The organism is Cupriavidus basilensis OR16 (genome assembly GCF_000243095.1).
Taxonomy (GTDB): domain Bacteria; phylum Pseudomonadota; class Gammaproteobacteria; order Burkholderiales; family Burkholderiaceae; genus Cupriavidus; species Cupriavidus basilensis_D.
Genome location: NZ_AHJE01000065.1, coordinates 23,539 through 45,250, shown reverse-complemented (window position 1 = coordinate 45,250; position 21,712 = coordinate 23,539). Strand labels below are relative to the sequence as shown.

The 21,712-nt window shown below is 66.4% G+C and carries 12 protein-coding genes and 5 pseudogenes; 11 read left to right on the top strand and 6 right to left on the bottom strand.

The window, feature by feature from the left end; genetic code table 11:
- Positions 1-49: 49 nt before the first annotated feature.
- The 9 genes and pseudogenes from OR16_RS23580 (at position 50) to OR16_RS23535 (ending at position 11,298) form a co-directional block, all read left to right on the top strand.
- On the top strand, positions 50-3,064 hold the full coding sequence (locus OR16_RS23580; RefSeq protein WP_006160548.1) for a molybdopterin-dependent oxidoreductase: 3,015 nt from the start codon (positions 50-52) through the stop codon (positions 3,062-3,064).
- A gap of 43 nt (positions 3,065-3,107) precedes the next feature.
- Positions 3,108-3,764 (top strand): formate dehydrogenase FDH3 subunit beta, encoded by a 657-nt coding sequence (fdh3B, locus tag OR16_RS23575; RefSeq protein ID WP_006160547.1) that lies wholly within the window; start codon positions 3,108-3,110, stop codon positions 3,762-3,764.
- The gene (locus OR16_RS23570; RefSeq protein ID WP_006160546.1) at positions 3,761-3,994 is read left to right on the top strand and encodes a hypothetical protein; all 234 of its coding nucleotides are present in this window, start codon (positions 3,761-3,763) and stop codon (positions 3,992-3,994) included. Before fdh3B ends, OR16_RS23570 begins: the two co-directional genes overlap by 4 nt.
- A gap of 40 nt (positions 3,995-4,034) precedes the next feature.
- Positions 4,035-5,258, top strand: coding sequence for a formate dehydrogenase subunit gamma (locus OR16_RS23565; protein WP_006160545.1), 1,224 nt, complete (start codon positions 4,035-4,037; stop codon positions 5,256-5,258).
- Between the two features lie 450 nt (positions 5,259-5,708).
- Positions 5,709-6,248 (top strand): superoxide dismutase family protein, encoded by a 540-nt coding sequence (locus tag OR16_RS23555; RefSeq protein WP_006160543.1) that lies wholly within the window; start codon positions 5,709-5,711, stop codon positions 6,246-6,248.
- 69 nt (positions 6,249-6,317) lie between these two features.
- Complete coding sequence (locus OR16_RS23550; RefSeq protein WP_043420817.1) at positions 6,318-7,148, top strand: formate dehydrogenase accessory sulfurtransferase FdhD; 831 nt, start codon at positions 6,318-6,320, stop codon at positions 7,146-7,148.
- 172 nt (positions 7,149-7,320) lie between these two features.
- Positions 7,321-7,887: a dCTP deaminase gene (gene dcd / locus OR16_RS23545; RefSeq protein ID WP_006160540.1), complete on the top strand. Its 567-nt coding sequence runs from the start codon at positions 7,321-7,323 to the stop codon at positions 7,885-7,887.
- Between the two features lie 154 nt (positions 7,888-8,041).
- Positions 8,042-10,176 (top strand): annotated as a pseudogene (locus OR16_RS23540) (Orn/Lys/Arg decarboxylase N-terminal domain-containing protein).
- Between the two features lie 141 nt (positions 10,177-10,317).
- Positions 10,318-11,298, top strand: a complete 981-nt coding sequence (locus OR16_RS23535) for a quinone oxidoreductase family protein (RefSeq protein ID WP_043420814.1) — start codon at positions 10,318-10,320, stop codon at positions 11,296-11,298.
- Between the two features lie 110 nt (positions 11,299-11,408).
- On the opposite strand, the gene OR16_RS23530 is transcribed toward OR16_RS23535, so the two are convergent.
- The 5 genes and pseudogenes from OR16_RS23530 to OR16_RS23510 form a co-directional block, all read right to left on the bottom strand.
- Positions 11,409-13,157 (bottom strand): TRAP transporter large permease, encoded by a 1,749-nt coding sequence (locus OR16_RS23530; RefSeq protein ID WP_006160537.1) that lies wholly within the window; start codon positions 13,155-13,157, stop codon positions 11,409-11,411.
- On the bottom strand, positions 13,154-13,696 hold the full coding sequence (locus tag OR16_RS23525) for a TRAP transporter small permease subunit (protein WP_006160536.1): 543 nt from the start codon (positions 13,694-13,696) through the stop codon (positions 13,154-13,156). The genes OR16_RS23530 and OR16_RS23525 overlap by 4 nt, the downstream gene beginning before the upstream one ends.
- A 213-nt stretch (positions 13,697-13,909) precedes the next feature.
- Positions 13,910-15,319 (bottom strand): argininosuccinate lyase, encoded by a 1,410-nt coding sequence (gene argH / locus OR16_RS23520; protein WP_006160535.1) that lies wholly within the window; start codon positions 15,317-15,319, stop codon positions 13,910-13,912.
- Positions 15,320-15,472: 153 nt separating this feature from the next.
- Complete coding sequence (locus OR16_RS23515; RefSeq protein ID WP_006160533.1) at positions 15,473-16,219, bottom strand: anti-sigma factor; 747 nt, start codon at positions 16,217-16,219, stop codon at positions 15,473-15,475.
- A pseudogene (locus OR16_RS23510) lies at positions 16,216-16,741 on the bottom strand (RNA polymerase sigma factor). Before OR16_RS23510 ends, OR16_RS23515 begins: the two are co-directional and overlap by 4 nt.
- 172 nt (positions 16,742-16,913) lie before the next feature.
- Here OR16_RS23510 and OR16_RS23505 point away from each other — a divergent pair.
- Positions 16,914-17,489: pseudogene (locus tag OR16_RS23505) on the top strand (ferritin-like domain-containing protein).
- 172 nt (positions 17,490-17,661) lie between these two features.
- Here the strand turns inward: OR16_RS23505 and ppc are convergent.
- Positions 17,662-20,680: pseudogene (ppc, locus tag OR16_RS23500) on the bottom strand (phosphoenolpyruvate carboxylase).
- A gap of 79 nt (positions 20,681-20,759) precedes the next feature.
- Here ppc and hemC point away from each other — a divergent pair.
- A pseudogene (gene hemC / locus OR16_RS23495) lies at positions 20,760-21,711 on the top strand (hydroxymethylbilane synthase).
- Position 21,712 lies beyond the last annotated feature (1 nt).

The window sequence follows — 21,712 nt, the reverse complement described above, 5'->3', positions numbered from 1 at the left end:
ATCGCGCCTGGTGCGCGTGCTCGGCCTCGTTTCCATCCAGGGGTGATACATGATCTTGACCCGCAAACGCGCGGCGCAGGGCGGCGCACCTTCGCACACGGCCGACGGCCTGGCCGAGCGCGCAACGGGCCGGCTCTCCGGGCGCCTGGCCGCCGGGCTGGCGGGCGCAATGCCCACCATGGACCGGCGCAGTTTTCTCAAGCGCTCCGGCATTGGCGTAGGCGTGGGGCTGGCGGCCTCGCAGCTGACGCTGTTGCGCCGGGCCGATGCTGCGGACGCGGCCGGTGGCGGCGAGGGCAAAAGCGATATCGTTGTGCGGCGCACCGTCTGCGGCCATTGCTCGGTGGGCTGCGCGGTCGATGCCGTGGTGCAGAACGGCGTGTGGATCCGCCAGGAGCCCGTCTTCGATTCGCCGATCAATATGGGCGCGCACTGCGCCAAGGGTGCCGCGCTGCGCGAACACGGCCACGGCGAGTACCGTCTGAAGTACCCGATGAAGCTGGTGGCCGGCAAATACCAACGCATCAGCTGGGACCAGGCGCTCGACGAGGTCACCGCCAAAATGAAGGAGATCCGCCAGCAGACCGGGCCGGATTCGATGTTCTTCGTCGGCTCTTCCAAGCACAGCAACGAGGGGGCCTACCTGCTGCGCAAGTGGGTATCGTTCTTCGGCACCAACAACACCGACCACCAGGCGCGTATCTGCCACTCCACCACGGTGGCGGGCGTGGCCAATACGTGGGGCTACGGTGCGATGACCAACTCGTACAACGATATGCAGAACGCCCGTGCGGCGCTGTATATCGGCTCCAACGCGGCCGAGGCGCACCCGGTTTCGATGCTGCACCTGCTGCATGCCAAGGAAAACGGCTGCAAGGTGATCGTGGTCGATCCGCGCTACACCCGCACGGCAGCCAAGTCCGACCATTACGTGCGGGTACGCTCGGGCACCGACATCGCCTTCCTGTTCGGCATGCTGTACCACATCTTCAAGAACGGCTGGGAAGACCAGAAGTTCCTGAGCGACCGTGTCTACGGCATGGACCGCGTCAAGGAGGAAGTCTTCGCCAAGTGGACGCCCGACAAGGTCGAGGAAGTCTGCGGCGTGCCCGAGGCCGAGGTCTACATGGTCGCCGAGATCATGGCCAAGAACCGCCCCAGCACGCTGGTGTGGTGCATGGGCCAGACCCAGCACACCATCGGCAACGCGATCGTGCGCGCCTCCTGCATCGTGCAGCTGGCGCTGGGCAATATCGGCGTGTCGGGCGGCGGCGCCAACATCTTCCGCGGCCACGACAACGTGCAGGGCGCCACCGACGTGGGCCCCAACCCCGACTCGCTGCCGGGCTACTACGGCCTGGCTACCGGTGCGTGGAAGCACTTCGCCGCGGTGTGGGGCGTGGACTACGAATGGATCAAGAAACAGTACGCCTCGCAGGCGATGATGGAGAAGTCCGGCACCACGGTGTCGCGCTGGATCGACATCGTCACCGAGAACCCTGAGCTGATCGACCAGGACAACAACGTCCGGGGCGTGTTCTTTTGGGGGCACGCGCCCAACTCGCAGACGCGCGGCCTGGAGATGAAGAAGGCCCTCGACAAGCTCGACCTGCTGGTGGTGATCGACCCCTATCCGTCGGCCACCGCGGCGATGGCCAACATGCCGCCGGCGGAGGGTGACAAGGTCAACCCGAACCGCGCGGTCTACCTGCTTCCGGCCTGCACGCAATTCGAGACCACGGGGACCTGCACGGCCTCCAACCGCTCGCTGCAATGGCGCGAGAAGGTGATCGAGCCGCTGTTCGAATCGATGCCCGACCACACCATCATGCAAGCCTTCGCGGAGCGCCTTGGCTTCGGCAAGGAGCTGTCCAAGAACTACAAGATGCTCGAGGTCAAGCGTGCGGGGCGCACCTGGATGGAGCCCGAGGTCGAGTCCATCCTGCGCGAGATCAACGCCAGCAACTGGACCATCGGCTATACCGGGCAATCGCCCGAGCGGCTCAAGTCGCATATGCGCAATATGCACCTGTTCGACGTCCGCACGCTGCGCTGCAAGGGCGGCAAGGATCCGCTGACCGGCTACGACCTGACCGGCGACTACTTTGGCCTGCCGTGGCCATGCTATGGCACGCCGGAGCTCAAGCACCCGGGCTCGCCCAACCTGTACGAAACCAGTAAGCATGTCATGGATGGCGGCGGCAACTTCCGCGCCAATTTCGGCGTGGAGCGCGATGGTGTCAACCTGCTGGCCGAGGACGGTTCGTATTCAAAGGGCGCGGATATCACCACGGGCTATCCCGAGTTCGACCACGTGCTGCTGAAGAAGCTGGGCTGGTGGGACGAGCTGACCGACGCCGAGAAGCAGAAGGCCGAGGGCAAGAACTGGAAGACCGATCTGTCCGGCGGCATCCAGCGCGTGGTGCTGAAGAACCATGGCTGCCATCCCTTTGGCAATGCCAAGGCGCGGGCGGTCGTTTGGAACTTCCCCGACCCGATTCCGCAGCACCGCGAGCCGCTGTACTCGACGCGGCCCGATATGGTCGCCAAGTACCCGACGCACGACGACAAGATGGCGTTCTGGCGGCTGCCCACGCTGTACAAATCGGTGCAGCAGCGCAATATCGAGAACAAGGTCTACGAGAAATTCCCGATCATCCTCACCTCGGGCCGCCTGGTCGAATTCGAGGGTGGGGGCGAGGAGACCCGTTCCAACCCGTGGCTGGCGGAACTGCAGCAGGAGAATTTCGTCGAGATCAATCCGCGCGCAGCCTCCGAGCGCGGCATCCGCAACGGCGACTTCTGCTGGGTGAAGACACCGACCGGCGCGCGCATCAAGGTGCGCGCCCTGGTGACCGAGCGCGTCGGGGTGGATACCGCCTTCATCCCGTTCCACTTCTCGGGCTGGTGGCAGGGCAAGGACCTCAAGGACTACTACCCCGATGGCGCGATGCCGATCGTGCGCGGCGAGGCGGTCAACACGGCCACCACCTACGGCTATGACGCGGTGACGATGATGCAGGAAACCAAGACCACGATCTGCCAGATCGAACGGTTCGCCTGATTGCGACAGAGACTGAGACTGAGATCAAGGGCAAGGAACGACCATGGCACGCATGAAATTCATCTGTGACGCCGAACGGTGCATCGAGTGCAATAGCTGCGTCACCGCCTGCAAGAACGAGCACGAGGTGCCGTGGGGCGTCAACCGCCGCCGCGTGGTGACGGTCAACGATGGCATCGTCGGCGCCGAGAAGTCAATCTCGGTCGCCTGCATGCACTGCTCGGATGCGCCCTGCATGGCGGTTTGCCCGGTCGACTGCTTCTACCGCACCGAAGACGGCGTGGTGCTGCACGACAAGGACGTCTGCATCGGCTGCGGCTACTGTTCCTATGCCTGCCCGTTCGGCGCACCCCAGTTCCCCAGCGCGGGGACCTTCGGCGTGCGCGGCAAGATGGACAAGTGCACCTTCTGCGCGGGCGGACCGGAGAAAAACGGCAGCGACGCAGAGTTCGAGAAGTACGGGCGCAACCGGCTGGCCGAAGGCAAGCTGCCGCTGTGCGCGGAAATGTGCTCGACCAAGGCGCTGCTGGGCGGCGACGGCGACGTGATCGCCGACATCCTGCGCAACCGGGTCATCAAGCGCGGCAAGGGCGGCGATGTCTTTGGCTGGGGCACGGCCTATGGCAACAAGGGGGCCGCGCAGGGCGCGCCTGCGGCCCCGGCTGCCGCACCGCCCGTATCGGGAGCGCAGCCATCATGACCCGCCTGCTCCTGATCCTGCTGGCTGCTGGCAGCGCCGCGCTGGCCGCATGCGGCGAACGCCCGCAGACTGCCACCGCGGCGCACAAGAAATCCGACGCGCCGGCCTACGAGGGCGCGCCGGGCGATCCGTTCGTGGTCAAGGGCTGGACGCCGGGCGACAAGACCAGCTGGCAAAACCAGATCCGCGAGCGCAACCAGAACCAGAACGAATACAAGCGCACGCCATGACCCGGGCGACGCGAACCCCGGCCGCGCCAATGGAGGGCATATGAAGCCGACGCTCAATCCTGGCTGGTTCCGCTATCTGGCGGGAGTGGCCTGCGCGCTGGCCCTGCTGGCGCCACCCGGTGCCGCGCGGGCCCAGGCATCGGCGCCACAGGCCGCGCCTGCCACGCCTGCCGCCGCCGTGCCTGCCGACGCCATTCCTGCCGACGCGAACAATCCGGCCACGCACCCGGTTCAGCCCTTCGCGGGCATCGCGTCCGAGAACATCTTCAATGTGCCCAAGCGCGATATCGCCGCCGAGGCGCAGGCCCAGCAGGCGCGCACGCAGTCGCAGCCCGGCAACAACGCGCCGGTGTGGCGCGAGGTGAATTCCGACCAGGCGCACTACAGCAGCCTGCCCGCCAAGGAGGCCGGCGTGCTGATCCAGCGCACCGGCCAGAAGTGGCGGCTGTTCCGCAATGGCGTGATCACGGTCTGGGGCGGCTGGCTGATCGTCACCGTGCCCGCCGCGATTCTGGCCTTCTTTTTCTGGCGCGGCGCCATCCCGCTCAAGACGCCGCGTACCGGCCGCATGATCCAGCGCTTCACGCCGCTGGAGCGCCTGGTGCACTGGACCATGGCGATCTCATTCGTCACGCTGGCGGTCTCGGGCATCGCGATGCTGTTCGGCAAGTATTTCCTGTTGCCGCTGATGGGCCACACTTTGTTCGGCTGGCTCACCTACCTGCTGAAGAACGTTCACAACGTCGTCGGCCCGGTCTTCACCTTGTCGATCATCGTCGGCTTCGTGATCTTCGTGCGCGACAACTTCCCCGCCCGGGAGGACTGGCAGTGGTTCATCAAGCTCGGCGGGCTCGTGTCCGGCCAGCACGTGCCAAGCGGGCGTTTCAACGCTGGCGAGAAGGCCTGGTTCTGGGGCGGGTTGGTGGTCTTCGGCCTGATCCTGTCGGCCTCCGGCTGGGTGCTCGACATGATCGTGCCCGGCATGGACTTCTACCGCGCCACCATGCAGATCGCCAACGTCATCCATGGCATCGCGGCGGTGCTGATGATGGCCATGGCCTGCGGCCATATCTACATGGGCACCATCGGCATGGAAGGTGCCTACCGCGCCATGCGCGACGGCTGGGTCGATGAAGCCTGGGCCAAGGAGCACCACGAGCTCTGGTACGACGATATCAAGGCCGGCAAGATCCCCGTGCAGCGCGCGGCCGAGCCGGAGCCGGGCGCGCGCGCCGGCGGCCGGGCCAGCCCGGGCAAAGTCTGAGCGCATCGCCGATCCCCAACGAGGAGCCCCATCCATGAACCGCATTCTGCTGGCGCTCGCCCTGGCCCTTGGCGGCACGGGCGCCCTGGCCAGGCTGCCGCCGCCCACGGAGGCGCAAAAAGCTCAAGGCCGACGAGGCCAAGGCGCGCGCCGGCTGGGCCGACAAGGTGGCCGCCTATCAGCTTTGCCTGGCACAGGACAAGGCGGCGGCGCGCTACTACAGCGACATGAAAGCCAAAGGCAAGGAAACACCGCCGGCCGCCACGACCGCGCCGTGCGCCGATCCGGGCCCGTTCGTGGCGTCAGCGCCGGCCGCGGACGGTGCCGCAAAAATCGCGGCAGGGCCTTCCACGGCACCCATCGCAGCGCCTTCCGATCACAAACCGGCCGCAGCGCCGGGCACGGGAGCGGTACAATCGCCCCGGACATCACCGTGAGAGGAGATTCGGCATGAAGTGTGCACGTGTACTTTTCGGTCTGGCGGTAGCGGGAACCCTGGCAGGCGGCCTGGCCGGCTGCGCCGACATGGGGATGGGAAGTTCCGAGACCGCTGTCGCCGCGCTGGCGTCCAAGAGCGGCACCGCGACGCAGGGCAGCATCACCTTCACCCAACGCGGCGCCACGGTGCTGGTCAAGGCCGACGTAACGGGCCTGCCGCCCAATAGCGAGCATGGCTTCCACGTGCACGAGAAGGGCGATTGCTCAGCCCCCGACGCCATGAGCGCGGGCGGCCACTTCAATCCGACTGGCAAGCCGCACGGCTCGATGTCGATGCCAGACCATCACGCCGGCGACATCAACAACCTCAAGGCCGATGCCACCGGCCGCGCCCAGGCCAGCTTCGAGCTGAGCGGCGTGACCGTGGCCCCCGGCCCCACCAGCGTGGTGGGCCGCGCGGTGGTCGTCCACAAGGACCCGGACGACTACAAGACCCAGCCCACCGGCAATTCCGGCGGCCGCATCGCTTGCGGCGTGATCGCCAAGTCCTGACAGATGGGGCGGGGCAGCGCGGGCCGGCCGCTCCCGGCGCGCGCCGCTCCTCCCGCATCCCCCACGCCCATGCCACTGCGCCCTGAAATGACCCACGCGTGCGTCCCCTTGATCGAGGAGGTCGAGGTGGTCGACGAGCAGGGGCGCGTGCGGCAGGCCTTCCTGCCCGGCGAGCGCCCGCTGACGGTCTACCTGGACAAACGCGAGCTGGTGACGCTGATGACGCTGGGCGGGGCGCCCGAGGCCCTGGTGCTGGGCTATCTGCGCAACCAGCGCCTGGTCGAATCGGTCGAGGATATCGCCGCGATCCAGGTCGACTGGGAAACCGAATCCGCCGCCGTCACGACCCGCACGGGCGTGGACCGCATCGAAGAGCGTACCTCCCACCGCGTGGTGACCACCGGCTGCGGCCAGGGCACGGTGTTCGGCTCGCTGCTGGACGAGGTCGACAACATCCGCCTGCCGGACGACGCCACCCTCGACCAGGAAACGCTTTACAGCATCGTCGATACCATCCGGCTGCAGCAGTCGGTCTACAAACAGGCTGGCTCCGTGCATGGCTGCGCGCTGTTCCGCGGGCGCGAGCTGCTGATGTTCATCGAGGATGTGGGCCGGCACAACGCCGTGGATGCCATCGCGGGACTGATGTGGCTCGAAGGCATGAGCGGCGCCGACAAGGTCTTCTACACCACCGGGCGGCTGACCTCGGAGATGGTGATCAAGGGTGCCCAGATGGGCATCCCCTTCCTGCTGTCGCGCTCGGGCGTCACGCAGATGGGCTACCAGATGGCCCGGCGCGTCAACCTGGCTCTCTTTGCCAGATGCACGGGGCGCCACTTCCTGCTCTATACCGGCCGCGAACGCTTCCGGCACCAGTTGCCGGAGCAAGCCACGGCCTGACGTCCGGGGCCGGGGCGGCATTTAAGGCGGTGATGCCGGATTTTGGTTGTACAATGCGGCCCATCGCAAGGCCCCGGCAGGTCCGGCGCGCCTGTGAGCAAATGCGAGCAGTGTTCCCGGTCAACATGGACCGCGCCTGAGCCTGCCCTCATTTGTTCATCCCGATACCCCTATGAGCATCAAATCCGATAAGTGGATCCGCCGCATGGCGGAACAGCACGGCATGATCGAGCCCTTCGAGCCCGGCCAGGTACGGGAAGAAGACGGCCGCAAGATCGTTTCGTACGGCACCTCGAGCTACGGCTACGATATCCGCTGTGCCAACGAATTCAAGATCTTCACCAATATCAACAGCACCATCGTCGATCCGAAGAACTTCGACGAGAAGTCCTTTGTCGACTTCCAGGGCGACGTCTGCATCATCCCGCCGAACTCCTTCGCGCTGGCCCGCACGATGGAGTACTTCCGCATTCCGCGCAGCGTGCTGACCATCTGCCTGGGCAAGAGCACCTATGCGCGCTGCGGCATCATCGTCAACGTGACGCCGTTCGAGCCGGAATGGGAAGGCTACGTGACGCTGGAGTTTTCCAACACGACGCCGCTGCCTGCCAAGATCTACGCCGGAGAAGGCTGCGCCCAGGTGCTGTTCTTCGAGAGCGACGAGATCTGCGAGACTTCCTACCGCGACCGCGGTGGCAAGTACCAGGGTCAGCAAGGTGTCACACTGCCGAAAACCTGATCGCATACAATGCGCGCGTTGCGCCATGACCGCTGGCCCCCTCGGGGCGCGTCGTGCCGCGCGCGAAGCCTGAACGTCGAGCCACATGCCGACCCAGGGGGACGAATCCCCGGGCCATGTGGCTCAAGTCCTTCTTGCCGTCCAAGGATGCCAAATGAAATTCCGCTTCCCCGTCATCATCATCGATGAAGACTTCCGCTCCGAGAACATTTCCGGCTCGGGCATCCGCGCGCTGGCGCAGGCCATCGAGCAAGAAGGCATGGAGGTGATGGGCCTGACCAGCTATGGCGACCTGACCTCGTTCGCACAGCAGTCCAGCCGTGCCTCCTCGTTCATCGTGTCGATCGACGACGATGAGTTCGTCAGCGAGGACGACCGGCCCGAAGCCGCGGCCATCGAGAAGCTGCGCGCCTTCGTCAATGAAGTGCGCCGCCGCAATACCGACCTGCCCATCTTCCTGTACGGCGAGACGCGTACCTCGCGGCATATCCCCAACGATATCCTGCGCGAGCTGCACGGCTTCATCCACATGTTCGAGGACACGCCCGAATTCGTCGCGCGCCACATCATCCGCGAAGCCAGGGTCTACCTGGATTCGCTGGCGCCGCCGTTCTTCAAGGCGCTGATCGCCTACGCGCAGGACAGCTCCTACTCGTGGCACTGCCCGGGGCACTCCGGCGGCGTGGCGTTCCTGAAGAGCCCGGTCGGCCAGGTGTTCCACCAGTTCTTCGGCGAGAACATGCTGCGCGCCGACGTCTGCAACGCCGTCGATGAACTCGGCCAGCTGCTTGACCACACCGGCCCGGTGGCGGCCTCGGAGCGCAATGCCGCGCGCATCTTCAACTCCGACCACATGTACTTCGTCACCAACGGCACATCCACCTCGAACAAGATGGTGTGGCATGCCAACGTGGCGCCGGGTGACATCGTGGTGGTGGACCGCAACTGCCACAAGTCGATCCTGCACGCGATCATGATGACGGGCGCGATTCCGGTGTTCCTGATGCCCACGCGCAATCACTACGGCATCATTGGCCCGATCCCGAAGAGCGAGTTCGATCCCGAGACCATCCGCCGCAAGATTGCCGCGCACCCGTTCGCCAGCCAGGCCAAGAACCAGAAGCCGCGCATCCTGACCATCACCCAGGGCACCTACGACGGCGTGCTGTACAACGCCGAGCAGATCAAGGAAATGCTGGCCACCGAGATCGACACGCTGCACTTTGATGAAGCCTGGCTGCCGCACGCGGCATTCCACGACTTCTAACGCGCAAGCTGGACCGCTACCGGTTCAACGAGGCGTACCTGATGCACACGTCCACCAGCCCGCAGTACTCGATCATTGCCTCGTGCGACGTGGCGGCGGCGATGATGGAAGCCCCGGGCGGCACCGCGCTGGTGGAAGAGAGCATCCAGGAAGCCATGGACTTCCGCCGCGCCATGCGCAAGGTGGAGGGCGACTACGATGCCGGCAACAACGGTGACTGGTGGTTCAAGGTATGGGGCCCCGAGGCGCTGGCCGAGGACGACATCGGCGACCGCGAAGAGTGGATGCTCAAGGCCAACGAACGCTGGCACGGCTTCGGCGACCTGGCCGACGGCTTCAACCTGCTCGACCCGATCAAGGCCACCATCATCACCCCGGGCCTGGACGTGGACGGCGAGTTCAGCGAGCGCGGCATCCCCGCGGCCATCGTCACCAAGTACCTCGCCGAGCACGGCATCATCATCGAGAAGACCGGGCTGTACTCGTTCTTCATCATGTTCACCATCGGCATCACCAAGGGCCGCTGGAACTCGCTGGTGACCGAGCTGCAGCAGTTCAAGGACGACTACGACCAGAACCAGCCGCTGTGGCGCGTGCTGCCGGAATTCGTCGGCAAGCATCCGCAGTACGAGAAGCTCGGCCTGCGCGACCTGTGCGACGCCATCCACAGCGTCTACAAGGCCAACGACGTGGCCCGCGTGACTACCGAGATGTACCTGTCGGACATGGAACCGGCGATGAAGCCGTCGGACGCGTGGGCCATGATGGCCCACCGCGAGATCGAGCGCGTGTCCGTCGACGAGCTGGAAGGGCGCGTCACCGCCATCTTGCTCACGCCGTACCCGCCGGGCATTCCGCTGCTGATCCCGGGTGAGCGCTTCAACCGCATCATCGTGCAGTACCTGAAGTTCGCGCGCGAGTTCAACAAGCTGTTCCCCGGCTTCGAGACCGATATCCACGGCCTGGTCGAGGAAGAGGTCGAGGGTGGTGGCAAGGCGTATTTCGTTGACTGCGTGAAGTAAGGCAGCTGGCGGCAGCAGGAGGCCTCGCTAACGCGAGGCTTTTTTTTCGCGCTCGCGCGGAGCCGAGGGCAAGGCCGACGCGCGGCGCGAGATTGCGATAGAGTTGCGTTCACAAATCTATGCGACCTCGACGGAGTGGAAATGGCTTCAGCACGTGCAGTGGAATTGACTGAGTTCGGCGGCCCCGAAGTGATGCGCCTGGTGGATGCCGAGCTGCCGGCGCCGGCGGCCGGCCAGGTGCAGTTGCGCCAGACCGCGATCGGCTTCAACTATATCGACGTCTACCAGCGCTCGGGCAAGTACCCGCTACCGTCGCCGACCGGGCTGGGCCATGAAGCCGCCGGCGTGATCGAGGTTGTGGGCCAGGGCGTGACCAGCCTGCGCGCAGGCGATCGCGTGGTCTACATGCATGCCGGCATCGGTGCCTATGCCAGCCGGCGCAACGTGCCGGCCGACAAGCTGGTCAAGCTGCCCGACAGCATTGACGACGCCACCGCCGCGGCTATCTTCTTCAAGGCCATGACCGCGCAGTACCTGGTCCGCAAGACACATCGCGTGCAAGCCGGCGACATCGTGCTGGTGCATGCCGCCGCGGGTGGCGTGGGCCAGATTCTCAGCAGCTGGGCCAAGGCGCTCGGCGCCACCGTGATCGGCACCGCCGGCTCGGCCGAGAAATGCGAAGTGGCCCGCGCGGCCGGGTGCGATGTCGCCATCAACTATTCACAGGCGGACTGGGTGGCGCAGGTGATTGCCGCCACCGACGGGCGCAAGGCGCGCGTGGTCTATGACTCGGTGGGCAAGCATACCTTCATGGGCTCGCTGGACTGCGCGGCGCCATTCGGGCTGGTAGCGCTCTATGGCGCGGCCTCGGGGCCGGTACCGGCGTTCGAGCCGGAACTGCTGAGTAAGAAGGGTTGCCTGTTCCTGACCCGGCCATCGGTGTTCCCGCACAACGCCGATGCGCAGACGTTCCGCGCCAACGCGGCGGATGTCTTCCAGGCGATCGAGCAGGGCGTGATCCGGGCGGCCATTGGCGCGCGCTTTCCGCTCGAGCAGGTGGCCGAAGCGCACCGGGCCGCGGAGGCGCGTGCGACCACGGGCGCTATCTTGCTGCTGCCATGATCTGATCTGACCTGACCAGGTACGGGGGCAACCCCGGAGAATGGAAAAAGGCCTCGGATACCGAGGCCTTTTTCCATGCCGGCGACGGAGGCCGCCGGCTGTCGCATCTGCTACTTCTTCTTGTCGAACTCGAACTGCGGCGTGGCAGGCTCGCTGTCGGCAGGCGCCGACGGCAGCTCCAGCGTGCCAGGCTCGCTACGGCCGCCAGGCACCGGCGCCGGCACCGAGGCCGCACCGCCCGGACTCTCACCGCCTAGCGGGATCGAGACTTCCGCCGCATTGCTATGGTGCAGCGAGCCCTTGTCCAGGAACATCGTCACCAGGCCCGGCCAGAACATCACCAGCACGACCATGATCAGCTGCAGGCCGACCCAGGGCAGCGCGCCCCAGTAGATGTCGGAGCTTTTCACTTCCTTGGGCGCAATGCCGCGCAGGTAGAACAGCGCGAAGCCGAAGGGCGGGTGCATGAAGGAGGTCTGCATGTTCACGCACAGCATCACGCCGAACCACACCAGCGCCGCGGTGGCTGCCGCTTCCGGATTGCCGCCCATCGAATCGGCGACCACCGGTGCCAGGACCTTGACCGCCACGGGTGCGAGCATCGGGACCACGATGAACGCGATCTCGAAGAAGTCCAGGAAGAAAGCGAGGAAGAAGATGAACAGGTTGACCACCAGCAGGAAGCCGATCCAGCCGCCCGGCAGCGAAGTGAACATGTGCTCCACCCAGGCACCGCCATCCACGCCCTGGAACACCACCGAGAAGCAGGTGGAGCCGATCAGGATGAACACCACCATGGCGGTGATGCGTGCCGTGGACTGGTAAGCCTCGATGATCAGCCCGCGCAGTGCCGTCAATTGCCCGGCGCGCAGCAGCAGCCATGCGATCACGAGGTAGACCACCGCCAGCGGAATGCGGAAGGCATGCGAGCCGAACGCGACGGTGCCGGCGATGATGGCCACACCCGTGGCGGCAAGGCCGATACGATAGATATTGCGGTCGAGCTTGCCGAAGCCAGGGTCGCGCAGCACCGCCAGCACCAAGGCGCCGACCGCGCCCATGGCGCCGGATTCGGTCGGCGTGGCGATGCCCAGCATGATCGTGCCCAGCACCAGGAAGATCAGCACCGCGCAGGGAATGATGCCGCGCAGGCATTTGCGCCACAGCGGCCAGCCGCGCAGCGTGCGTTCCTCCGGTGGCACCGGCGGCAGCCAGTCAGGCTTGATGCGGGCCAGCACGAAGGTGTAGAGCGCGAACAGCGCGATCTGGATCACCGACGGGCCCCAGGCGCCCAGGTACATGCTGCCCACGTCGGCGCTGCCCATCGGCGTCTTGAGCTGGTCGGCCAGCACCACCAGCACCAGCGACGGCGGCACCAGCTGCGTGATGGTGCCCGACGCCGCCAGCACGCCGGTGGCGTATTTCATGTTGTAGCGGTAGCGCATCATCACCGGCAGCGAGATCATCGCCATGGCGATCACCTGCGCCGCCACGGTGCCGGTAATGGCCCCGAGGATGAAGCCCACGATGATGACCGAGTAGCCCAGGCCGCCGCGCACCGGGCCGAACAACTGGCCCATGGAGTCCAGCATGTCCTCGGCCAGCCCGCACTTCTCCAGTATCGCCCCCATGAAGGTGAAGAACGGGATCGCCAGCAGCAGCTCGTTGGCCAGCACGCTGCCGAACACGCGGCTGGGCACCGCCTGCAGGAAGCTGACCGGGAAATAGCCAAACTGAATGGCCAGGATGCCGAAGGCAAGGCCCACCGCCGACAGCGAAAATGCGACCGGGAAACCGATCAGCATGAATACCACCAAGCCGCCGAACATCAGCGGCGGCATATATTCCAATGGAATCATTGCACCGGCCTCTCGTATTTCGATTCGATGCGCACGAGGCCCTTGAGGGCGGCGATGCGCTTGATCAGCTCGGACACGCCCTGCAAGGCAAGCAGGCCGAAGCCGAGGGGCACCACCAGCTTGATCGGGTAACGCGGCAGGCCGCCGGAGTTACCGGATTGCTCGAGGATGTGCCACGAGGGCAGGAACAGCGATTCCCACGACAGCCACGCAAACAGCACGCAGGATGGCAGCAGGAAAAAGACAATGCCGAAGATGTCGATCCAGTGTTGCGCACGCTCCGATACGTTGCCGTAGATCAGGTCGACGCGCACGTGCTCGTTGCGCTGGAAGGTGTAGGAGGCGCCGAACATCACCGCGATGGCGAACATATACCATTGCAGCTCGAGCGGCCAGTTGTCGCTAAGGTTGAAGCCGTAACGCAGCAGGGCGTTGCCTGCGCTGATCAGGCACGACAGCAGGATCATGATGTTTGCAAGCCTGCCCGTGTGCTGATTCAACCTGTCGATCTGTCGTGACAGACCAAGCAAGTAATACATGGGTTGTCTCCCCTGTTTTTGCGGCGATTAGTTTATCTGTAACAATATGCTTCGGCGCTTGGGGCTAATACCTACCGCATTGCGCAAGAATGAAAAAGCAGGAAGACAATAAAAAAAGCCGCCCGGCACAGGCCCGGGCGGCTTCTTCCCAAAACAAAACTTACGTGAAACTTACGCCGGCATGCTGCGCTGCAAATTAGCCGCGGCGTGCGCTTAAAGCGTGGCGCGCGCCGCGGCGATTGCCGCGCGCACCTGCGCCGGCGCGGTGCCGCCGATATGGTTGCGTGCCGCGACCGAGCCTTCCAGGGTCAGCACCGCGTGCACGTCGTCGCCGATCAGCGCGGCCTTGTCGCCCAGGCCGGTGACTTCGCGCAGCTCGGCCACGGTAAGGTCGGCCAGGTCGCAACGGCGGTCGTCGCAGGCGCGCACCGCGTGGGCCACGGCCTCGTGGGCATCGCGGAAGGGCAGGCCGTGCTTGACCAGGTAGTCGGCCAGGTCGGTGGCGGTGGCGTAGCCCTGCAGCGCGGCGGCGCGCATGGCGTCCGGCTTGACGGAGATGCCCGGCACCATGTCGGCGAAGATGCGCAGCGTGTCGGCCACGGTGTCCACCGTGTCGAACAGCGGCTCCTTGTCTTCCTGGTTGTCCTTGTTGTAGGCCAGGGGCTGGCCTTTCATCAGGGTCAAGAGGCCGATCAGGTGGCCGTTGACGCGGCCGGTCTTGCCGCGCGCCAGTTCGGGCACGTCCGGGTTCTTCTTCTGCGGCATGATCGAGCTGCCCGTGCAGAAGCGGTCGGCGATGTCGATAAAGCCCACGCGCGGGCTCATCCAGATCACCAGTTCCTCCGAGAAGCGCGAGATGTGGGTCATCACCAGCGCGGCGGCGGCGCAGAACTCGATGGCGAAGTCGCGGTCGGAGACGGCGTCCAGCGAGTTGCGGCACACGCCGTCGAAGCCCAGTTGCTGCGCCACGAACTCACGGTCGATCGGGTAGCTGGTGCCGGCCAGCGCGGCGGCGCCCAGCGGCAGGCGGTTGACGCGGCGGCGGCAGTCGGCCATGCGCTCGGCGTCGCGCGTGAACATTTCCACGTAGGCCAGCAGGTGGTGGCCGAAGGTGACCGGCTGGGCCACCTGCAGGTGGGTGAAGCCCGGCAGGATGGTGTCGGCGTTCTTCTCGGCCAGGTCCAGCAGCGCGCCACGCAGCGCCCCCAGCAGGCCGATGATGGTGTCGATCTCGCTGCGCAGCCACAGGCGGATGTCGGTGGCGACCTGGTCGTTACGCGAGCGCCCGGTGTGCAGGCGCTTGCCGGCGTCGCCGACCAGCGCAGTCAGGCGTGCTTCGATATTCAGGTGGACGTCTTCCAGGTCTAGCTTCCACTCGAAGCCGCCGGCCTCGATCTCGCCACGGATCTGCGTCATGCCGCGCTCGATTTCGGCGCGATCGGCCTCGGCGATGATTCCCTGCTTGGCCAGCATGGCGGCGTGCGCCAGCGAACCCTGGATGTCGAAGAGAGCCAGGCGCTTGTCGAAGAACACCGAAGCGGTGTAGCGCTTCACCAGGTCGGACATCGGTTCGGAGAAGCGGGCGGACCAGGCTTCGCCTTTCTTGGCAAGTTGGGAGGTCATGGGCGGTAAGGCTGGGTTAGCTCGCAAGCCGGCGGCAGGCCGCGGGGCGAACGAGAGAATTCGGGGAAACCGCGATTTCGGGGAAACCGCGATTATATCGCTGCCGGACCCCTCGCAGACGGTGGCGGGTCCTGAAGGGCCTGCCGGCCATCCCTATAAGGTGTTGTCGATGACCTGGCCCTTGAACACCACCGGCCCGGTGGGGCCGTCGGGGTCGGGCGAGCCGCCGCGCGGCTCCACGCTGATGGCCAGCGCCGGCACCTTGCCCAGCGCCTGGGCGAGGGCCAGGCGCAACTGGCGCTGGTGCCCGATCACGCCGAGCGACTGCGGCTTGCCACCGGCCGGGAGGGCCCAAAGCTGCAGGGCCTGGGCATCGGTCAGTGGCAGGTGATCCAGGCGGCGCAAGGTAAGCGCCTGCGAACGTGCGTCCCAAGTCACAAGCACGGCGGCCTGGGCGCGATCGTCGTTGAGCACGGCCACGGCATTGACCAGCGGGGCAGTGTCCAACTGGCGGACCATCCGCACGTTGAGGCCGATTGCCACGGCCGCCAGCGCGGCGGTCACCATGGTGGCACCGCGCCAGAAGCCGGGGGCGGCCCACAGCCGCTGCCACCATGCTGCGGGTGCGGCGCGGGCCGGGGTGGCCGCGTCGGGCGCCTTCATGGCTTGCCAGCCCAGCCGTTGTTCGATCCCGCACCACACTTTCTCCACCGGCGCCGAGGCGGGCTGGAGTTCGGCAAGGCCTGACAGCCTGGACTGCCAGTGGCTGATGGCGGCGCGGATCGCCGGTTCCTCGCGGGCAAGCGTCTCCAGCCTCCGGCGCGCGCCCCCGCGCAACACGCCCAGCGCGTACTGCGCGGCGAGGCGGTCGATCAGGTCGGGATGGCGGCTGAGGTTCATGACAGGCTTTCCAGGCATGTGCGCAGGCGCTCCAGGCCGCGCCGTATCCATGACTTGATGGTGCCAAGCGGCACCTGCAATTGTTCGGACAGTTCGCTATGGCTCATGTCCTTCAGGTAGGCCAGCGAGATAGCCTGCCGCTGCGGCTGCTCGAGCCGCTGCAGGCACTGGTTCAACGCCCGCGCTTCCTGGCTGGCGAGCGCGAGTTCCGCCGGGCCGGCTGCTTCGTCTAGCCAGGTGCGGCCGGTAGTCGCCGGCGTGATGCCAGATGCTGACGAAACTCTCTTGCACCACATCCTCCGCCCAATCGTGTCTGTTGGTTATACGCAGCGCGAGGCCAAACAGTTTCGTCGCGGTCTGGTCGTAGAGCTGCCGCAAGGCGTGCCGGTCTCCCATGGCCGCGGCTTGCAGCCACGCGGCAAGCCGGTCGGCGTCTGCCGGCCTGGGGGCAAAAGAGGAGTCGGCGGGGGAAGAGGGCACTGGGGCGGATATTCGCAAGTGACGTTTCCGGATTATAGGCATGGCTTGCGTCCGGCATGCGAGGGATTGCTGCATCCGATTGCCAATTGCGCGCGTAGAAGAGACAGGCGCCACCGTTGCCGCCGCGATGCAAGCCGCATCTGAGCGCATCCGAGTGCATGCGACCCGCATGTGACCCATCAAGGCGCCGTCTACCCCAAAACAGGAGAACACCATGGAACGCATGCAGTCGAGGACCGCGCAGCACGAGCGCCAGGTCAGTGAGGACACGGACAGCCGCATCCTTGTGGCGCCGGATGCGCGCCGGCGCGGCTTGCTGAAAGTCCCCGGCCTGTTCGCACTGGGCTCGCTGGCGGTGATGAGCCTGGGCGAGTCGATGCCGGCATGGGCGCAGGCCCAGTCCGGCAGCACCAAGGACGATATCGCCATTCTCAATGTTGCCCTCGGGCTGGAATACCAGGCCATCGCGGCCTATCAGGTTGGCGCGGAGAGTGGTTTGCTGCAAAAACCCGTGCTGGAAACCGCGGTCAAGTTCCAGACGCACCACAAGGCACACAGGGGATAGGACGGCTTCCCGACCGACCAGTTGAAGACCCAGGCCGACGTATTGCGCTTTGCCGCCGGCCTGGAGAAGGGTGCCACTGCGGCCTACCTGGGCGTATTGCCGAACTTCCACAATCGCGAGCTGACCAAGGCCGCCGGCAGCATCCTGGGTGACGAAGCGATGCATTGGGCCATCCTGCTCTCGGTGCTCGGCGAAGACCCGGTGCCGGGCGCGTTCGTCGGCTGAAACCCGGCCGCCAATATCGGATGGCGAGCCGCGTGCCTGGTCTACCGTTTCTGCCCGGATAGCCGAAATCCACCGTAGACGGGCCACGCTCTGCGCCGTCCGGCCCACCGGCCGGGCGGGTTCTCCCGCCATGGTGCCAGCCACCATGGCGGGGTTTTTTGCGTTGCCAGCGTCAGCCGCTGTTGCGCAGGCCTGCGGCCACCCCGTTGATGGTCAGGTGAATGCCACGCCGCACGCGGATATCGTCACCGTCCTTGCCTGAGCGGTAGCGCTTGAGCAATTCCACCTGCAAGTGGTTGAGCGGGTCCAGGTAGGCGAAGCGGTTCTTGATGGAGCGCGCCAGCAACGGGTTGTCGGCGAGGCGTTCCTGGCGGCCGGTGATCAGCGCCAGCATCTCGCACGTCAGGTGCCACTCGGCGCTGATGCGCGCGAACACGGCCTTGCGCAGCGCGGCATCTTCGCAAAGCTGCGCGTAGCGCGAGGCCACCGCCAGGTCGGTCTTGGCCAGCACCATGTCCATATTGGACAGCAGCGTGGAGAAGAACGGCCAGGTCTTGACCATGCGGCGCAGCGTGGCAACGGCGGCTTTGTGCGCCTTTTCGTCCGGCGCCTCGTCCAGCAGCGCCTTGACCGCGCTGCCAAAGCCGTACCAGCCCGGCAGCAGCAAACGGCACTGGCCCCAGGAAAAGCCCCAGGGAATCGCGCGCAGGTCCTCGATGCGGCGCTGCTTCTTGTCCATCAGCTTGCGCGAGGCCGGACGCGAGCCCAGGTTCAGGTCGGCGATCTCGGTGATCGGCGTGGTGGCGAAGAAGTAGTCCTTGAAGCCAGGCGTGTCGTACACCAGGTGGCGATACGACGTGAACGCGCGATCCGAGAGCTGCTGCATCACGGCCTCGAACGTCGCCAGGTCCTTCGGTGCGTTCTGCGTCGGCAGCAACGAGGCTTCCAGCGTGGCGGCGATCACCGTTTCCAGGTTGCGCCGGCCGATCTCCGCGTTGGCGAACTTGCTGTTGATGATCTCGCCCTGCTCGGTCAGCCGGATCTGGCCATTGACCGTACCCGGCGGCTGCGACAGGATGGCCTGGTAGGTCGGGCCACCGCCACGGCCAACCGTGCCGCCGCGGCCATGGAACAGGCGCAGCTTCACGCGGCGGGCTTCGAACACCTGCACCAGCGCCAGCTCGGCCTTGTACAGCTCCCAGTTCGAGGTGAGGAAGCCGCCGTCCTTGTTGGAGTCGGAGTAGCCCAGCATCACTTCCTGCTCGCCGCCGTGATGGGCGATCACCGAGGCGAAGCCTGGCAGCTCCAGCAGCGACTGCATGATGCCGGCGGCGTTGCGCAAGTCCTCGATGGTCTCGAACAGCGGGATCACCATCAGTTCCGGGCGCGCCGGGTCCGACTTGCTGCCCAGCGTGCCGCGCAGCATGCCGGCTTCTTTCTGCAGCAGCATCACCTCGACCAGGTCCGAGAGCGTCTCGGTGTGCGAGATGATGTAGTTGCGCGCCACGCGCGCGCCGTAGCGGGCGCGCAGCTCGCGCGCCATGTTCAGGATGGCCAGCTCGCTGCGGGTTTGATCGGAGTAGGTATGCCAGGGCAGGGTCAGCAGGCGCGGCTGGCGCAGCTCGGCCAGCAGCAGTTCCAGCTTGCGTGCTTCCGGCAGTGCCGCGTAGCTGGCCTCCACGCCGGCGGCGGCGAAGAGCTCGGCGATCACCGCTTCGTGCACGTCGGAGACCTGGCGCATGTCGATCGACGCCAGGTGGAAGCCGAACACGGCGATGGCCTTGGCCAGCGCGTCGATGCGGGTGCGCGCGAGCGCCTCGCCGTGGTGGGCGCGCAGCGAGTCGATCACGACCTGTACGTCGGCGCCGAAGGATTGCGCGTCGGCGTACGGCGCGGCGTCGGCCACCGGGTGGCGCGGCGCGGCCTGGCCGGTCACAGCCAGGCAGGTTGCCGCCAGGCGCGCGTAGATGCCGATCAGCGCGCGGCGGTAGGGCTCGTCGGCGCGGTGCTCGGAATGGTCGGGCGAGGCTTCGGCCAGCGCCAGCAGCTCGGGGCTGGCTTCCACCATCAGGCTCGACATCGACAGCTCGGCGCCCAGCGCGTGGACTTCGTCCAGATACCACTCCAGGATCAGCGACGACTGCTTGCTCGCGGCCTGTTCCAGCGTGTCGGCGGTGACGTTGGGATTACCGTCGCGGTCGCCGCCGATCCACGAGCCCATCTGGAAGAAGGGGGCGAGCTGGGCCGGCGCGGCCTTGCTCTTGCGTGTGGCGGGGAACACCGCGGCGATGTCCTCTTCCAGCTCGCTCATCAGCTGCGGGATGCCGCGCAGGAAGCAGGTGCGGTAGTAGGACAGTGCATTCTCGATCTCGTCGACCACCATCAGCCGCGTGTTGCGCAGCATGCGGGTCTGCCACAGCGTGGTGACACGGGCGCGCAGCAGCGCAGTGTTGTGATCGCGTTCGCGCGCCGTCATCGGCAGGTCGCGCTCGGCCAGCAGGCGGGCGATCTCGCGCTCGGCGTCGAGAATGCTCTTGCGCTGGACTTCGGTCGGGTGGGCGGTCAGCACCGGCACGATCAGCGCTTCGTCAAAGAACTTGCGCAGGGTCTTGCCGGTCACGCCGGCCGCGTCGATGGCCTGCAGCGCGTGCGCCAGGCTGCCCGGCTGCGGCGGCGATCCGGCCAGCGCGTGCACACGCCGGCGGCGGTTGTGATGCTGGTCCTCGGCGATATTGGCCAGGTGCGAGAAATAGCTGAAGGCGCGCACCACCGAGTTGGTCTGGTCGCGCGACAGGCGCTTGAGCAGGCGGTCCAGCTCCGCGCCGGCGGCGCGATCGTTCTCGCGGCGAAAACGCACGGCGGTCTGGCGGATGGTCTCGACCACCTCGAAGGCGGATTAAGGCGGATTCGCCTTCCTGCTCACGCACGCAATCGCCCAGCAGCCGGCCCAGGAAGCGGATGTCTTCGCGCAGGGGCACGTCCTTGTCGCTGGCGCGGCGGGCCGGCGCGCTGACCTTGGCCACGGCCAGCGCCGCTCCAGGCTTCGCGGCGGCTGCGCGCTTGGTGCGGGTGGTCTTGGCGGGTGGGGCGGTCGCGGGAATCGAGGCGGATGCCATTGCGGTGTCGGGGGCGTCTGCCCGGCTGGCGGTTGGCTTGCGCCGGCCGGCGGGGCGCGCAGCTTGCTGCGTCATGCAATCTCCTGTCGTTTCTTATCTATTGTGTGTGGTCTATCGGCCCGGAGCGGCTTGGGGTGCGTGCTAACATTGGCGGATGCAAGCATCCGTCTCCCTGCCTTCCTCCAGCGCCGCGCCGCGCAAGCTAGTCATCGCCTCCCGTGAAAGCCGTTTGGCTATGTGGCAGGCCGAGCATGTGCGTGCTGCATTGCAACAATACTATCCCGCGTGCGATGTGTCCATTCTCGGAATGACTACGCGCGGAGATCAGATTCTAGACCGTACTTTGTCCAAGGTTGGCGGCAAGGGCCTGTTCGTCAAGGAACTCGAGATCGCGATGGCCGAAGGCCGCGCCGACCTCGCCGTGCACTCCCTCAAGGATGTGCCGATGGAGTTACCCGAGGGATTTGCCCTGACCGCCATCATGGAGCGCGAGGACCCGCGCGACGCGCTGGTCTCAGGCCGCTTCGCGTCGCTGGACGAGATGCCCGCCGGCACCGTGGTAGGCACCTCCAGCCTGCGCCGCGAGGCCGCGTTGCGTACCCGCTATCCCCACCTGGTGATCTAACTACGGCGCCATCATCCTGGCCGCCGCCGGTCTCAAGCGCCTGGGCCTGGCCGATCGTATCCGTGCCGTGCTGGATCCCGTCAGCTCGCTGCCGGCAGCCGGGCAGGGCGCGCTGGGCATCGAGATCCCGGCCAACCGCCCCGAACTGGCCGCGTGGCTGGCGCCGCTCAACCATGCGCCCAGCGCGCTGGCCGTGACCGCGGAGCGCGCCGTGTCGCGCATGCTGGGTGGTTCGTGCCAGGTGCCGCTTGCCGCGCATGCACGCTGGGATGGCAGCCAGTTGCACATCGACGCGTTCGTGGCGCTGCCCGACGGCAGCCGCTGCGTGCGGGCCCAGTCCGCCGCCGTGGTGGCGGGCGCCGAGGCGTCCAGCCAGGCCGAAGCGCTGGGCAAGGCCGTCGCCCAGGACCTGCTGGGGCAGGGCGCGGCCGACATTCTCGCGGCGCTGGTGGATCCGGCGTCCCCTCAAGCCCCTGCCTGAG

Bases quoted from the DNA above. Each gene is read 5' to 3' on its own strand.
- OR16_RS23580 (WP_006160548.1), top strand. From the start codon at position 50: ATGATCTTGACCCGCAAACGCGCGGCGCAGGGCGGCGCACCTTCGCAC.
- fdh3B (WP_006160547.1), top strand. From the start codon at position 3,108: ATGGCACGCATGAAATTCATCTGTGACGCCGAACGGTGCATCGAGTGC.
- OR16_RS23570 (WP_006160546.1), top strand. From the start codon at position 3,761: ATGACCCGCCTGCTCCTGATCCTGCTGGCTGCTGGCAGCGCCGCGCTG.
- OR16_RS23565 (WP_006160545.1), top strand. From the start codon at position 4,035: ATGAAGCCGACGCTCAATCCTGGCTGGTTCCGCTATCTGGCGGGAGTG.
- OR16_RS23555 (WP_006160543.1), top strand. From the start codon at position 5,709: ATGAAGTGTGCACGTGTACTTTTCGGTCTGGCGGTAGCGGGAACCCTG.
- OR16_RS23550 (WP_043420817.1), top strand. From the start codon at position 6,318: ATGCCACTGCGCCCTGAAATGACCCACGCGTGCGTCCCCTTGATCGAG.
- dcd (WP_006160540.1), top strand. From the start codon at position 7,321: ATGAGCATCAAATCCGATAAGTGGATCCGCCGCATGGCGGAACAGCAC.
- OR16_RS23535 (WP_043420814.1), top strand. From the start codon at position 10,318: ATGGCTTCAGCACGTGCAGTGGAATTGACTGAGTTCGGCGGCCCCGAA.
- OR16_RS23530 (WP_006160537.1), bottom strand. From the start codon at position 13,157: ATGATTCCATTGGAATATATGCCGCCGCTGATGTTCGGCGGCTTGGTG.
- OR16_RS23525 (WP_006160536.1), bottom strand. From the start codon at position 13,696: ATGTATTACTTGCTTGGTCTGTCACGACAGATCGACAGGTTGAATCAG.
- argH (WP_006160535.1), bottom strand. From the start codon at position 15,319: ATGACCTCCCAACTTGCCAAGAAAGGCGAAGCCTGGTCCGCCCGCTTC.
- OR16_RS23515 (WP_006160533.1), bottom strand. From the start codon at position 16,219: ATGAACCTCAGCCGCCATCCCGACCTGATCGACCGCCTCGCCGCGCAG.